Raw genomic sequence first — 15794 nt, 5'->3', positions numbered from 1 at the left:
GAGGATGGTTCCTGTGAACAATAATATGCTTGGTGTCATTGATGCATCGATATCTGCTTCAACCATTCAAGAATTGACAATGAGTAGATCTTTAGCAGCTGTGCCGTTTGCCGGACGTTATCGATTAATAGATTTTATGTTATCGAATATGGTTAATTCTAGTATAAACAGCGTAGCTATTTTTCCACGTTACCATTATAGGTCTCTTATGGACCATTTAGGTTCAGGGAAGCAGTGGGATTTAAACAGAAAGCGTGATGGTTTATTTTTCTTCCCACCCTTTAACCCAGATGGGAATATTAATTTCTTCAAACAGCTTGAGCAAAATATAGATTTCTTCTTAAGAAGTAAGCAAAAATATGCTGTTATTGCTAAATGTAATACAGTTTGTAATATGGATTTTCAAAAAATATTAGAACGTCATATTCGCATGAACTGTGATATTACGGAAGTACGCTATAAAGGTGAATCACTAGAAGTATATTTGTTAGAAACGTCTCTATTGTTAGACATAATTGCTAACCTATCACAAACAAATTATGAAAACTTTCATGATGTTGCCCGTGACCACACAAATAAATTAATAGTATGTGATTATGAGTTCTCGGGTTACACAGCTGTTCTAGATTCTATCGAAAGCTACTATGAAAATAGTCTAAATATGCTAAAGCCAGAAGTTTGGCGTGAAATTTTCAAAAAAGATAGTCCGATTTTAACAAAAGTTAAAGATGAGCCGCCAACGCGCTATGGAAACTGTTCTAAAGTTAAAAACTCTATGGTAGCAAACGGTTGTGTGATTGAAGGAGAAGTTGAAAATAGTATTATTTTCCGCGGGGTTAAAATCGGGAAAGGCACTGTTATTCGAAACAGTATCGTTATGCAAAAGACGCAAATCGGCGAGAATTGTGTCATCGAGCAATCAATACTAGATAAAGATGTTAAGGTTGAAGACGGCGTGACTGTGAGAGGTACAAGGGAATTGCCTTACACCATTCAAAAGGGAACCGTACAAGGAGCGATGATGAATTCATGAAGGTTTTGTTTGCAGTAAGTGAATGCGTGCCGTTTATAAAATCGGGTGGGCTTGCTGATGTAGCAGGTGCCCTCCCAAAGGCATTGGTTAAGCAAGATGTTGATGTTCGTGTAATATTACCAAAATACGGCATGATTGCTGAAAGTTATAAACGGGACATGACAAAAATCACCGATATTGTAGTACCAGTGGGTTGGCGACAACAATACTGTGGTATTGAAATGTTCACGTATAATGATGTTACGTATTATTTTATCGATAATGAGTATTATTTCAAGCGAGACTCTTTATATGGCCATTATGATGATGGAGAACGATTCTCTTTCTTTAACCGTGCCATATTAGACGTGTTACCTGTAATAGATTTTCAGCCTGATGTTATCCACTGCCATGATTGGCATACGGGTATGGTTCCATTTTTAATTAAGCATGAATATAGTAAAGATCCGTTCTATAAAGATATAAAAACAGTGTTTACCATTCATAACTTGCAATTCCAAGGTATTTTTCCAAGAGAAGCATTAGGGGATTTATTAGGGCTAGATGATAGATATTTTAATACAGATCAACTAGAGTTTTACGGCAATATTAACTTTATGAAGGGGGCTATTGTCGGTTCAGATATGATTACAACAGTTAGTCCGACATATTGCCAAGAAATTCAAACCGATTATTTTGGTGAAAAGCTTGATGGACTTTTAAGGTACAAACATGATCGTGTTGCCGGAATATTAAATGGGATTGATGAGGAAGAGTATAATCCGGAAACAGATTTACATATTGCCAATCATTTCTCGGTTCATAATATAGCTGGAAAGCTTGAAAATAAACTTGCTCTTCAACGTCGCTTTCATTTGCCAGAAAGAGCTGATGTACCCGTAATAGCTATGGTTACACGTTTAACATCACAAAAAGGATTAGATTTAGTTAAACGAGTGTTGGATGAGATTCTTCAGGCAGATGACGTCCAATTTGTGGTACTAGGTACAGGTGATTGGCATTTTGAGCAATATTTTGTTCATATGGCATATCATTATCCAGAAAAATGTAAGGCCCATATAGGTTTTTCGGAAGAAATGGCGCGAAATATATATGCTGGGTCAGATATGTTCTTGATGCCATCGAAGTTCGAGCCTTGTGGATTGAGTCAGTTAATTGCTATGCGATACGGATCTATTCCTATTGTTCGTGAAACAGGTGGGTTAAATGACACTGTTCAATCATATAATGAAACGACGAACGAAGGAAATGGATTTAGCTTTACGAATTTTAATGCTCATGACATGCTACACACAATTCGGAGAGCAATCCATTTTTATCAGCAAAAGGACGCATGGAGTACTATTCAACAAGAGGCAATGAGTAAGGATTATAGTTGGAAGCAATCTGCTTCTGCCTATATTTCGCTTTATGAAAGTGTGTAGTTTGTATTTTAAGGCTAGCCTTTAAAAGTGGGCTAGCCATTCATCTGAAGAAATGATGAAATAAACTTGAGAGGTGAAAATAGGTTGTTTTCTAACAAAGAGGTTTTTAAAATTGCTTTTTTAAAAAGGCTTGAAATGTTGTATGGGAAGAGCTTCGAAGATTCGTCTACTCGTGACCATTATTACACATTGGGAAATATGGTAAGGGAATATATCAGTTCAAGCTGGATAAAAACAAATGAGATGTATCGAACGACTCAAACAAAACAAGTATACTATTTATCTATCGAGTTTATGTTAGGTCGTTTGTTAGTTAATAACCTATTGAATTTAGGGATCCGTGATACAGTCGAAGTAGGCTTGAAGGAGCTAGGAATCAACATTCATGATATTGAAGAAATAGAAGCAGATGCAGGTTTAGGTAACGGTGGATTAGGTCGTTTAGCAGCTTGCTTTCTTGATTCGTTAGCTTCATTAAATCTACCAGGTCACGGTTTTGGAATTCGGTATAAGCATGGCTTGTTTGATCAAAAAATAATTGATGGCTTTCAAGTAGAATATCCTGAGCAGTGGCTGAGACATGGGAATGTTTGGGAAGTGCGTAAACCAGATGCTGCGGTTGAGGTTCGTTTTGGCGGGAAGGTAGAGGTTGTAGAAAAAGAGGGGCGTTTTATTTTTCGCCATGTAGACTGCCAAACTATCACAGCTGTTCCATATGATATGCCTGTTGTTGGATATGATACTTCAACAGTCAATACATTACGTTTGTGGAGTGCAGAGCCATCTCCATATCCACCTGGCATTGATGTACTTGAGTATAAGAGACAAACAGAGGCTGTATCTGAATTCTTATATCCGGATGATACAAATGATGACGGGAAAATACTAAGATTAAAGCAACAGTACTTCCTAGTATGCGCAAGCTTACAAAATATTGTATCGAGTCATCGTAAACAACATGGTCACTTGCGAAATTTACATGAAAAAGTTGCTATCCATATTAATGACACACATCCTGTTTTAGCCATTCCTGAGCTAATGCGAATCTTACTTGATGAAGAAGGAATGACTTGGGATGAGGCATGGAAGATTACAACGCAGACTATCTCTTATACTAACCATACAACGCTGTCAGAAGCCCTTGAGAAGTGGCCAATTTACCTCTTTAAACCGCTATTACCACGTATCTATATGATTGTGGAAGAGATTAATGAACGTTTCTGTAAGCTGTTATGGGAACGATACCCGGGTGACTGGGACAGAATTGAGCATATGGCCATTATCGCACACGATATGATTAAGATGGCGCACTTAGCTATCGTGGGAAGCCACAGTACGAACGGTGTTGCCAAGATCCATACAGAGATTTTGAAGCATCGCGAGTTTGTAAATTTTTATACGATGTTTCCAGAGAGATTTAACAGTAAAACTAATGGTATTACTCATAGAAGGTGGCTTATTAAGAGTAATCCGGAATTAACCAATCTTCTCCTGAATACGATTGGTGATAAGTGGATAAAAGATCCAGCCAAGCTTGATGAATTAATGCCACACACAACAGATGGTGCGTTTTTAGAACAGTTAAGTAATGTAAAGCATACGCGTAAGCAAATTTTAGCAAAGCATATAAAGAATAAAACTGGTATTGATATAGATTCTAATTCTATTTTCGACGTTCAAGTCAAACGTTTGCATGCTTATAAGCGTCAGTTGTTGAATGTGTTACACATTATGTACTTATATAACCGTTTAAAAGAGGAATCGAACTTTACTATTCACCCACGAACGTTTATTTTTGGAGCCAAGGCTTCACCTGGATATTACTATGCCAAAAAGGTTATTAAGTTAATCAACGAATTAGCTGATAAGGTTAATAACGATAAACAAACAAAAGATTACTTAAAGGTTATTTTTATAGAAAACTATCGTGTAAGCTTAGCAGAAGATATTTTTCCTGCAGCAGATGTTAGTGAACAAATTTCAACTGCTAGTAAAGAAGCATCAGGTACAGGTAATATGAAGTTTATGATGAACGGTGCTTTAACAGTCGGGACTATGGATGGAGCGAATGTGGAGATTAAAGAACTCGTTGGTGAGGATAATATCTTTACTTTTGGTTTGTCTGCAGATGAAGTGATGAATCTTTATGCGACAGGTGGTTATTCTTCGATGGAATACTACCACCATGATGTGCGTATTCGCCAGTTATGTGAGCAGCTCGTGAACAATTTCTTCCCAGATATCGGTAACTTATTTGAACCAATTTATGATTCATTACTTGTTCAAAATGACCACTATTTTGTACTTAAGGACTTTGCTGCTTACGTAGAGGCACAAGAGAGAGTTAACGCCGCTTATATTAATCAACCACAATGGTTAAAGATGAGCACAGTTAATATCGCAAAATCAGGATTCTTCTCAAGTGACCGAACAATAAATGAATATGCAAGCGACATATGGAAAATCCATGGACAAAAATAATAGTTAGAAGTAATTGGAGCTACCTAGCATAGAACAGCTAGGTAGCTTTTGTATATTGGGAATTACAATTTGAGCTATGGGTGCAGGTTTTTCATAAGTTTTAGTGTAATGATTCTCGAGTGGTTTATTAGAAGGTAACCCTCCTACCAAAGTCTTTGCTAAACATATTAAGAATCCGTAGCAGATTATGAAGAGGTTGTGAGCTTTTTTAACAATCTTCGAACTACATATATTTCAATTGCCGTTTTACTTGTGAATTTTATATAATTATGTAAAATACATTATAGGGTATACATGGTGGCAACTTTATTATAAATATGAGGGGAGTGAACTTCATGCCACTTTTTGATTTAAAGTGCTCAAAGTGTGGAGAGGAATTCCAAAAGCTTGTTTCGTTTAGCAAGTTAGCAGACGTTGTTTGTCCAGTTTGTACGAGTAATGAGCATGAGAGGGTTTTTAAAGCAAATATTAAAGGCCCGATATCTTCGGGATCTGGTGATAGTTCTTCGCGACCTGTAAGTAGTGGTTTCACTTGAGCGGGATGCTAGTAAGGCTACGCGTGTCGTAGCGAGGGTTAATGAGTTGCAAATGAAAAAAAGAACCGAACAATGCCTGTGTGCGGTTCTTTTTAATGGAAAGGAAAGAATATAATTTTAAACCTAGATGAGTATCTGATTCTAGACGCAAACAGCTGGAGATAAAAATAGAAATTGTTTTTCCGGTCATCACAAGTTAATTGCCTCTGGTTGTCAGGACTTCTAAACGGCGCTCGTCATGTGCTTGGCGCCGTTAGGCAGTCGTTTGTAGCGATCTGACTTAATCATCACCATTAAGTAGGTTGCCAAAGCCGCCTAGAATACTACCTTCACCGACGCTTCGTCCACCTGCTGATTGCGGAGCAGCTGCAAATACACGGTCAGCTAAGCGGCTGAATGGAAGTGATTGAACCCAAACAGTACCTGGCCCACGTACAGTTGCAAAAAATAGACCTTCTCCACCGAAGAATGCTGTTTTCACCTTACCAACAAATTCAATATCATAATCGACATCCTTTGTTAACGCCACTAAACACCCTGTATCAACACGAAGAACTTCACCTGGTTCAAGATCACGACGCATAATTGTACCGCCTGCATGAAGAAATGCTAAACCGTCTCCTTCGAGTTTTTGCATGATAAAACCTTCCCCACCGAAGAACCCAGCACCAAGTTTTCGTTGGAAATCGATACCTACAGAGACGCCTTTAGCGGCACATAGAAAGGCATCCTTTTGGCAAATAATTTTCCCACCAAGTTCGCTTAAGTCAACAGGAATGATTTTACCAGGGTACGGTGCAGCGAAGCTTACGTGACGCTTTTCGCGGTCATCATTTGTAAAAACAGTCATAAATAGACTTTCGCCTGTGATAAGTCGTTTACCAGCTCCCACTAGTTTGTTAAGTAAGCCACTGCCACCACCTTTACTACCGTCACCGAAAATGGTTTCCATATCAATACCATTTTCCATCATCATCATAGCCCCTGCTTCCGCAATGACGCTTTCACGAGGGTCTAGCTCAATCTCGACAAACTGCATATCATCACCGTGCAATTTGTACTCAATTTCATGAGAATTCATCGTATTCACCTCTACTTAATAGTATGTACGATAACTAATTCGCTATCGTTTATAAAGTTTCCTTTTTTGGGAAGATAATATTAAGTCAATTTCTTTTTCAATTTCATAAAAATATAGTACGATTAGGCAAGCTATGATGTAAATAGAGAGGATTTTTAAAATGAATTACCAAGGATTGAAATTACCACCACAAATAGAACAAATTGTTGAAGATAGAAAGCAAACATTAAAGAAAAAAGACTTGTATTTAGTTGGAACAGGTGGATACCTGCCTGCTGATTATACCATTATTCATGATGCCATTATCGCTGTTGCCATGGGTAAGAATGTTCTTTTAAAAGGACCAACAGGTTCCGGAAAAACAAAATTAGCGGAAACATTATCTGCGACATTTTCTCAACCAATGCACAGTATTAACTGTTCAGTCGATTTAGATGCGGAGGCCTTGCTTGGATTCAAAACTATCTCGAACAATGAAGGACAGGCAAATATTGAATTTGTCCAAGGTCCAGTTATAAAGGCAATGAAGCAGGGACATTTATTGTATATTGATGAGATTAATATGGCGAAGCCTGAAACATTGCCTATTTTAAATGGTGTGTTAGATTATCGTAGAACAATCACGAACCCTTTCACAGGTGAAGTAGTTAAAGCACATCCGAACTTTGCGGTAATAGCTGCTATTAATGAAGGGTATGTGGGGACAGTGCCATTAAATGAAGCGCTAAAGAATCGCTTTATAGCTGTTGAAGTACCGTATATTCAAGGTGAGGACTTACAGCGAGTCATTGAAGAACAATCACAATTAAAGAATGAGACTGTTATTCAAAAGTTTATGATATTTTCTAGTGACTTAATTGCACAAGTACGCAATGGAAACGTCTCAGAGGAAGCGGCATCGATTAGAGCTTTGCTTGATACTTGTGACTTGGCTGTGTTTTTACCTCCATTACGTGCCATTGAAAGAGGGATTATTGAGAAACTTGATGATGACAGAGAAAAAGCGGCTGTGCGCAATGTCGCAGAAACGTTGTTTGAATAGGGAGATGAGCCATCTCACATGAAATATATTAAATTTAATGATAAACAAGTCGATTCATTTTTATTTATGGAATTGACGGATTTAGCAGAAGGCTTGGCACGAGATCCGCAACTAGAAATAGAGTATGCCTATCAATCTTATTATAATCAGCTTGCTCATAAAATTACAATAAGCCGCTTTTGGGATGATCACGTAGTTGATGTAAAGAGATATGGACTTATGAGTGATATTCTTCTTCGAAGCGCTGGTTCGATGATGCATTCAGATTTTAAAGAAATAAAGAGTTTTATTAAAAAGACAAATAAACTAAAATTCCCAAATATAGCCAAGCAGTTGTTGATGCTCTTAGAAGACATTAGACTAGAAGATGCTGTTGTTAAGGAACGACCAGGAACAAAGAGAGTGTTTAAGACTAGACGAGTAGCATATCGTAAGTATTTTAAAAGTCAGCTTAACACAAATTTAATTCGGAGCGTTTATACAGATGCCTTATATTGTACGGTTTATTTACTCGTTACGGCAGAATCGCCGCTAGAAGACATCCCTCCCATTCAGGATAAAATAGATCGTGTTCTTCCTTATATTCGTAGCGAGTTGGTACACGTGTATGAAGCTAATTCAACTAAAGCTATTGTTTCTATAGTGTTACGTGTAATGGAAGTGTTAGACGAAATATTGGAAAGAGATATGCTGAATTTATATTTCTTTTTACCAGAACATGTTTATAGTGAAGATAAATTAATATTTGAGGATTTAAAACGTCGTGATAGGTTGAGAAATAATGACCTCCTTGAGGATGTGAAGAATGGGGACGAGGATGTTCATGATGAAGAGAAGATGCCAATGTGGCACCGAGAAACTGAATCCCCAACGAAGAGCTTTTTACAATTTGATCTTGAACAAGGAACAAAAACAGATTTAATGGGCGAAGGTGTTCGTGAGGGAGAAGATGGCGACCAAGCATTAGGTATGGTACAAGGTAGCTCGCAGCAATCATCGAGAAACGATTTTGCAAAAATGGAAGCTCTTGAAGCAGAGCGGGATGAAAAAAAAGCAAGTGCAGTTGATCAATATGGCAAAGAAAATCGCCAAGCGATCGCTATCTTCTTAAAGCCAGACATACAAACCAATGAACAAAAGCGGCTATATACGCAGTATAAGGCTGAAATAAGTCCATATCAGAAGAAGCTTAAGCAAATGATTCAAAAGACGTTGGAACATAAAAAGATTTTACCACGTCATGATCTCCATATAGGGCGCTTAAGCAAACAGCTAACAAAGTTTTTTGTTGATGAAAATCCACGTATGTTTTATAAAAAGAATCAACCATCTCCTGAGATTGATGCGGCGTTCGGGTTACTTGTAGATTGTTCAGCGTCGATGTACGACAAAATGGAGCAAACAAAGCTAGGTATAACATTGTTCCACGAAGCGCTGAAATCAGTTCAAGTTCCCCATTCAATTGTTGGATTCTGGGAGGATACTGGTGATGCTTCAGAGGAAAAGCAGCCTAATTATTTTAAAAAGGTCGTTGATTTCGCTACTTTCAAAGACGATCGTGTTGGTCCTAATATTATGCAATTAGAGCCTGAGGAAGACAACCGCGATGGATTTGCAATTCGTCATATGATTGAAGTACTTCTGACGAGACAGGAAAAACAAAAGTTTTTACTTGTATTTTCTGATGGAGAACCAGCCGCGTTTGGTTATGAGCAAAATGGAATTGTCGACACACATGAGGCTGTTGTGGAAGCGCGAAAGCATGGTATTGAAATTATAAATGTATTTTTAGCGAATGGGGAGATATCAGAAGGACAACAAAATACGATACGCAACATTTACGGAAAATACAGTATTCTTGTTCCTCATATTGAAGAGTTACCTGATGTGTTATTCCCTTTATTAAAAAAATTACTTTTAAAAAGCTTATAACTAAAAGAAAACACGTACTCAAAAGCAGTACGTGTTTTCATTGCGTGTTCGCCCGGCCCTTTACTTTTGGGACAGCCCTTTTTATAACGTTTTTCGAGTGTGACAAACCGCTTAGCAAGAGTGATGTTTTCGACGAGTTTTTGTCACTGTTGATGAACATACGCTCGAAATTTTATTTGTCTTGTTCTCGCTTAAGAGCTTCTTCTGTATAAGGGTGTTTTTCATAAGGTGGTAAATCACCTAATATTGACATCATACCAGCTTCATCAAGCATTTCCTCGTATTGGCGGTGTCGATTACTCGGAACTATAAACACTTCTTTTCCTTCCATATCCGTTGCCACAAAGTTCTCGTAATCCTCTACAAAGCCAACATTTTCATCACTTTCGATAAACATCTCGTTATAAGAGTCTCTATCGCCTATAAAATCACTTGGCGTTTCAGATGTACCAAAACGTTGAACATCTTGCCAACTATCTTCGGCATCGTATGCTTCCACATCAAGATCATCATATTCAAACTTCCCAAAGGGGGGAATTAAAACACCTTCCTCAATAGGACGTTGATGGGATACTTCTTGATCAGGACTGTGTTCTTTACAGTAAAGAGCTGTTGGTAATGCATCAAGCCTCTCAACGGGAATATCTTTTCCACATTCTTTACAAGTACCATAAGTCCCATCCTTTAATGCTTGCAACGCCGCTTCTATATCATCTAATTCTCTTTTAGCATGTTCTAGAAGTGAAATATCTTTCTCTCTTTCATATAGTGCAGAGCCCTCGTCAGCTGGGTGGTTGTCGTAGCTTGATAACTCTCCCATTGATTCATGAAAATGACCTCGTTCTAAGTCAAAGTGATCGTTTTCCTCTATTTGAGTTAGTATTTCCTGCTTTTGCTCCAATAGTTGTTTACGGAAGGTTATAAATTGATTTGAAGTTAACATATGATTGACTCCTTCCAAATAATCTTATCTTTTTGTATTATTTGTTTGTGAGCAAAAAACATAAGTAGAAAATTTTTTTATTAAATTCGCAGAAAAAAACACACCCTTTAAAAAAGAGGTGTGTTGCATTTGTTAAAATATGTTGCTAACGAAAAGGCCAATAACAACAAGCAAGCCAAAGATAGTATTTGTTTGTGCCGTAGCTTTCATAGCGGGCATCATTTGTATGGGGAGTGTTTTCCCAATGAAGCCTTTAGTAGCACTAATAGCTTTTGGAATACTTAACAAAGCTAAAAGTAACCATGGTGTAGCATTATTAAAAAGAATCAAAGCAAATACCCAAACATAACTAACAACAAACATACAAGCTAAAAGCTTAATTGCGTTCTGTCTACCAAGTAATATGGCCAACGTTTTTCGTCCGTTTTCTTTGTCGCCATCAAGGTCTCGAATATTGTTCGCTAATAGAATGGCTCCTACAAGGATTGATATAGGGATAGATAATAAAACACCGTCTAATGCAATATATCCCGTTTGTATAAAAAAGGAAATCAAAACAATTAATACACCCATGAAAAACCCGGCAACTACTTCACCAAATGGTGTGTAGGCTATAGGAACAGGACCACCTGTATAGAAGTATCCAGCAGCCATACATACTGTGCCGATAAGAGCTAACCACCAAGAGCTGTTGAAGCATATATATACTCCAATTAGGATAGCTACTGCAAATAAAGCAAAAGCTAGTCGTAAAACTGTATTCGGCTTTACACCTTCGCGAACAATGGCGCCACCAATACCAATTGAATCTTCATTATCAAGACCGCGCTTATAATCAAAGTATTCATTAAACATGTTAGTGGCTGCTTGTATTAATATAGAAGCTAAAAGCATTGCTAAAAATAGCACAACATCAATTGTTGTTACCTGCATAGCAAGAGCTGCTCCAATAGAGACAGGTATAAAAGCAGCTGTTAATGTATGCGGACGTGTTAAGTTCCACCATACTTTAAAACTTCGCTTTCTTTTGTAACCGGGAGAATTACGGTCGACCTGTAATTGTGTTTGCATTGAAAAACATCTCCCTTCCTTATTATATTAAGGAAAATTCGACATATAGTATCACTTCACTTATTTAGTGTAGGTGAAGGCATGAAATGTGTCAACGATTAAAAACAGGGTAAACTGGCAAAAGTTTTTTCAGATATTTCTACAATCACATCTTCAAACAAGAAGCTTGAGAAGACAAGCTTTATTATATGTTAGTTGTCCTAATATTAAAGGTCTTCGAGCATACGTGAAAAGCTTGATATATTGACACATGTTTACCTGTAGGTGTAAATTAAAATAAGGCTAACTATGACTATTGGCACAGGGGGAATTAGTCGTGACTGTACTGCAGCATAATAAATTATTAGAGTTAATTCAACATGCACAAAAAAACAGGCTTGTTAGTTATGTGCAAAAAACAAAAGCAATGAACCCCCTTACGATTATCGCTAATGCCGAAAGACTACAATATGATTATTTCTTTTGGAAACATCCTTCACAATCGATTTCGTTTGTTGGTGTGGGAGAGCTCTATACTATCGAAGCGGATGATGCAAATCGTTTCAAGCAAATTAGTAACACTTGGAAGCGCTTGCTAGAAAATTCATTAATAAATAACAGGTATCACACTGTAGAAGCTGTCGGCCCGTTACTATTTGGTGGATATAGTTTTGACCCAATAAAACAATCAACTAACCGTTGGCGTGATTTTAGTCCGGGCACATTTATTTTGCCTAAAATGATGTATACAAATTACAATGGTGAAGGGTATGTAACGCACAATTTGTTTCCTTGTGAAGAAAGCAGTTCCTATGGTCTTCTTGAGGATATAGACCGTTTATATAATGAAATGTTTGCTGATATAGACGAATTACCCGATTTTTCATCTACATCATATAGGCTTTCTGAAGGTGACACAACAAAATGGAAGCAAATTGTTCAAGGTGCTATTGATGAAATCAACAGCAACAACTTACAAAAGGTTGTTTTAGCTCGTGATGTAACATTAACGTACGCGAAGCAAATTAATGTCGTGCAAGCCCTGCATACGTTATTAGCTGAGCAACCAACAAGCTATATTTTTGCATTTAAATATCATCAATCTTGTTTTATTGGCGCTACTCCGGAGCAGCTCATTCAAAAAAAACAGGATAAGCTTTACACTACTTGTTTAGCAGGTACAGCACCAAGAGGAAAAACGTTTGAAGAAGACGAGCAGATAGCAGATGAATTACTTCGTGATGAAAAAAATAAGAATGAACACCAGCTTGTTGTTAATATGATTTCCGACGCGATGCAGGAAGTCTGTTCAACAACTAATATTCCACCGAGTCCTACTATTTTTAAAACGAAGCATGTTCAGCATTTATATACACCAATTACAGGTACTACGAAGGTATATACATCTCTCATGGATATTGTTGAGTTGTTACACCCAACACCAGCTCTTGGTGGCTATCCAAGACAAGAGTCTCTTCAATATATTCGTGATCATGAAGGAATCGATCGTGGCTGGTATGCGAGTCCACTTGGCTGGGTTGATTACAGTGGAGATGGCGAATTTGCCGTTGCAATACGATCTGCTCTCATACAAGGAAGAAAAGCTTATTTATATGCGGGATGTGGTATAGTTTCAGATTCAATTCCAGAGAGTGAATTAGAGGAAACTAAAATGAAGCTACGTCCTATGTTATCTGCACTAGGAGGGAACATCGTTGAGTAGTACGAATGCACTTACAAAATATGTTGCGGCTTTTATTCAACAATTAAGCACGTTAAATATCACCGATGTTGTCGTGAGTCCTGGTTCGCGTTCTACACCGATCGCCATGCTTATGGCTGAGCACCCAAGCATGAATGTGACTATACACATTGATGAGCGCTCAGCCGCTTTTTTTGCTTTAGGACTAGCTAAAAGAGTAAAAAGGCCGGTTGTGCTAGTTTGTACATCAGGTACAGCAGCTGCCAATTACTATCCTGCTATCGTCGAGGCACGATATTCAAATATCCCTATATTAGTCGTTACAGCGGATCGGCCACATGAATTGCGTGATGTGGGAGCACCTCAAGCAATAGATCAAATAAAAATGTATGGTGATTACCCAAAGTGGTTCGTTGAAATGGGGATTCCAGAGGATACCGAGGATGTTTTGCGATATGTACGAATGGTTGCTGCAAGAGCAGTTCACACTGCAGGCAGTCGTCCAATGGGACCAGTACACATTAACATGCCATTACGAGAGCCGCTTGTACCAGACCTAAATAATGAAAATTTGTGGAGTGACATAGAGCAACAGCAGTTGGCAAAGGTTACGCCTCCAGCTCGCTTTATTGACGATCTGTACTTAAATGAGTACGCAAACTTGTTTAGTAGTCATGAAAGAGGACTTATTGTTGTTGGAGATTTACAGAATTATAGTGAACAAAGGGAAATTTTGAATTTAGCTGAGAAGCTTCAATATCCTGTACTTGCAGATCCACTATCTCAACTTAGAAGCTACAAGCACCCATTGCTAATTGATGGCTATGATGCATTCTTAAAAAATGACGTGACTAGTGAATTGCTAAAACCAGATATAGTGATCCGCTTTGGGGCTATGCCTGTTTCAAAAGCATTTATGTTATTTCTAAAAAAACAACAAGATTGCAAACAACTTATTGTTGATGGCAGTGGTGAGTGGCGTGATCCTAACAGTCAAGCTTGGGATGTTATTCATTGTGACGAAGCGTATTTCTCAAGCAGGATTCCTTCATATTTAGAAAAAAAGCAGAAAACAAAATGGGTACAAACTTGGCTACAGATAAATACAATTACTCAGTCGATTATGCAACAATCCATTGATAGTGAGATTCTATTTGAAGGTCGAATTATTCAAGAGCTCCAACGTAATTTACCAAACAACAGTCATTTGTTCGTTGGGAATAGTATGCCAATCCGTGATTTGGATTCGTTTTTCTGTGCATCTGATAAAACAATACATATATATGCCAATCGCGGTGCCAATGGAATAGATGGTGTTGTATCAAGTGCATTAGGAGTAGCTTCTGTTTCAAAACCAACCGTTTTAGTCATTGGAGACTTATCCTTTTACCACGACTTAAACGGTTTATTGGCTGCTCGCATGCATAACATACCGTTAACAATTGTTCTCGTTAATAATAATGGCGGTGGTATCTTTTCTTTTTTACCTCAGGCAGCTGAGACAAAGCATTTTGAACACCTTTTTGGTACGCCTACCGATTTACAGTTTGAGCATGCTGTAAAAATGTACGGTGGTGTATACACGCTTGCAACAAATTGGCATGAATTTCAAGTTCAACTTGTTAATAGTTTTGATAGAGCAACCTTAACTGTCATAGAATTGAAAACAAATCGTTACGAAAATGTCGAGATTCATCGTACATTGTGGAATAATGTTTCCCAGGAAATAAATTTTTTGGCTGAAGGTGACGAACAAATTGAAGGATAGGGATGTGGCTTACTCGCTAGACGTCTATGGCAATGGTGGACATGCTCTCGTTTTGTTGCATGGTTTTACAGGTACGAAAAAGACGTGGCTGCCATTTAAAACAATTTGGGATGGCTTTACAATTATTGCAATAGATATTATTGGACATGGCGAATCAGATTCACCGCTTGACACAAGCGCATATGATATACGCATGGTAGGAGAGACGATTATAAGCTACGTAAAAAAGTTAGGATTTTCTTCTGCTAGTATATTAGGTTATTCTATGGGAGGCCGCCTTGCTTTATCTATTGCTTGTGAACAGCCTGACTTTGTTTCCAGTCTCATTTTAGAAAGTAGCTCACCAGGGTTGAAAAACTTTGATGAAAGGCAACAAAGAGTTGCAGCTGATGAATTGCTGGCAGCGGAGATTCTCGAAACAGGTATCGAAAGCTTTGTGAACAAATGGGAACGGCTATCTATGTTTGAAAGTCAGATGAGATTACCCGAAGAGAAAAGAGCTGAAATTAGGCGAGAGCGTTTGGAACAAAATCCAATAGGTTTAGCTAATAGTTTGCGAGGGATGGGAACAGGTAGCCAACCATCATATTGGGAGAGACTACATGAGGTAGAAGTTCCTGTATTATTGATAAGTGGGAGTTTAGATCAGAAGTTCTGTCACATACAAGAAGAAATGAATGATAAGCTGCCAAAAAGTCAGCATACTATCATAGAAGACACTGGGCATGCAATTCATGTGGAACAACCAGAAATTTTTGGTACAATAGTAAAAGAGTTTCTTAATTTACATATAACATAGGAG

Annotated in this window: 12 protein-coding genes; 9 read left to right on the top strand and 3 right to left on the bottom strand. The window is 37.9% G+C overall.

The genetic code is table 11. From position 1 onward, the window contains the following. Nucleotides 1-13: 13 nt before the first annotated feature. From EJF36_RS16145 to EJF36_RS16130, 4 genes are all read left to right on the top strand, one after another. Nucleotides 14-1033: a GlgC family sugar phosphate nucleotidyltransferase gene (locus EJF36_RS16145; protein ID WP_125907300.1), complete on the top strand. Its 1020-nt coding sequence runs from the start codon at nucleotides 14-16 to the stop codon at nucleotides 1031-1033. Further along, complete coding sequence (gene glgA / locus EJF36_RS16140; RefSeq protein ID WP_125907299.1) at nucleotides 1030-2457, top strand: glycogen synthase GlgA; 1428 nt, start codon at nucleotides 1030-1032, stop codon at nucleotides 2455-2457. Before EJF36_RS16145 ends, glgA begins: the two co-directional genes overlap by 4 nt. An 84-nt stretch (nucleotides 2458-2541) precedes the next feature. Continuing rightward, the gene (locus EJF36_RS16135) at nucleotides 2542-4938 is read left to right on the top strand and encodes a glycogen/starch/alpha-glucan phosphorylase (RefSeq protein ID WP_125907298.1); all 2397 of its coding nucleotides are present in this window, start codon (nucleotides 2542-2544) and stop codon (nucleotides 4936-4938) included. 335 nt (nucleotides 4939-5273) lie between these two features. After that, complete coding sequence (locus EJF36_RS16130; RefSeq protein WP_125907297.1) at nucleotides 5274-5474, top strand: FmdB family zinc ribbon protein; 201 nt, start codon at nucleotides 5274-5276, stop codon at nucleotides 5472-5474. Between the two features lie 280 nt (nucleotides 5475-5754). Here the strand turns inward: EJF36_RS16130 and EJF36_RS16125 are convergent, their stop codons facing one another. Beyond that, nucleotides 5755-6555, bottom strand: coding sequence for a TIGR00266 family protein (locus EJF36_RS16125; RefSeq protein ID WP_125907296.1), 801 nt, complete (start codon nucleotides 6553-6555; stop codon nucleotides 5755-5757). 160 nt (nucleotides 6556-6715) lie between these two features. On the opposite strand from EJF36_RS16125, the gene EJF36_RS16120 reads away from it, so the two are divergent. Next, on the top strand, nucleotides 6716-7597 hold the full coding sequence (locus EJF36_RS16120; RefSeq protein ID WP_125907295.1) for an ATP-binding protein: 882 nt from the start codon (nucleotides 6716-6718) through the stop codon (nucleotides 7595-7597). A gap of 18 nt (nucleotides 7598-7615) precedes the next feature. Further along, nucleotides 7616-9529 (top strand): vWA domain-containing protein, encoded by a 1914-nt coding sequence (locus EJF36_RS16115; RefSeq protein WP_125907294.1) that lies wholly within the window; start codon nucleotides 7616-7618, stop codon nucleotides 9527-9529. A gap of 172 nt (nucleotides 9530-9701) precedes the next feature. Here EJF36_RS16115 and EJF36_RS16110 read toward each other — a convergent pair whose 3' ends face one another. Together EJF36_RS16110 and EJF36_RS16105 are read right to left on the bottom strand one after the other, a co-directional pair. Then, nucleotides 9702-10472 carry a TraR/DksA C4-type zinc finger protein gene (locus EJF36_RS16110; RefSeq protein WP_125907293.1) on the bottom strand — a complete coding sequence of 257 codons (771 nt, stop codon included), beginning with the start codon at nucleotides 10470-10472 and terminating at the stop codon, nucleotides 9702-9704. Nucleotides 10473-10604: 132 nt separating this feature from the next. Beyond that, nucleotides 10605-11543 carry a 1,4-dihydroxy-2-naphthoate polyprenyltransferase gene (locus EJF36_RS16105; RefSeq protein WP_125907292.1) on the bottom strand — a complete coding sequence of 313 codons (939 nt, stop codon included), beginning with the start codon at nucleotides 11541-11543 and terminating at the stop codon, nucleotides 10605-10607. 316 nt (nucleotides 11544-11859) lie between these two features. Between EJF36_RS16105 and EJF36_RS16100 the strand changes: the two genes are divergently transcribed. Genes EJF36_RS16100 through menH form a run of 3 tightly spaced genes read left to right on the top strand, consistent with a single transcriptional unit; the run spans nucleotide 11860 to nucleotide 15791 of the window. Further along, the gene (locus EJF36_RS16100) at nucleotides 11860-13245 is read left to right on the top strand and encodes an isochorismate synthase (protein ID WP_125907291.1); all 1386 of its coding nucleotides are present in this window, start codon (nucleotides 11860-11862) and stop codon (nucleotides 13243-13245) included. Next, on the top strand, nucleotides 13238-14992 hold the full coding sequence (gene menD / locus EJF36_RS16095; protein ID WP_125907290.1) for a 2-succinyl-5-enolpyruvyl-6-hydroxy-3-cyclohexene-1-carboxylic-acid synthase: 1755 nt from the start codon (nucleotides 13238-13240) through the stop codon (nucleotides 14990-14992). Before EJF36_RS16100 ends, menD begins: the two co-directional genes overlap by 8 nt. Continuing rightward, the gene (menH, locus tag EJF36_RS16090) at nucleotides 14982-15791 is read left to right on the top strand and encodes a 2-succinyl-6-hydroxy-2,4-cyclohexadiene-1-carboxylate synthase (protein WP_125907289.1); all 810 of its coding nucleotides are present in this window, start codon (nucleotides 14982-14984) and stop codon (nucleotides 15789-15791) included. The genes menD and menH overlap by 11 nt, the downstream gene beginning before the upstream one ends. Nucleotides 15792-15794: the final 3 nt, after the last annotated feature.

It is taken from the genome of Bacillus sp. HMF5848, from assembly GCF_003944835.1.
GTDB lineage: Bacteria > Bacillota > Bacilli > Bacillales > HMF5848 > HMF5848.
Note: the sequence above shows the minus strand (reverse complement) of the source record. Positions and strands in the feature narration are given on the sequence as shown.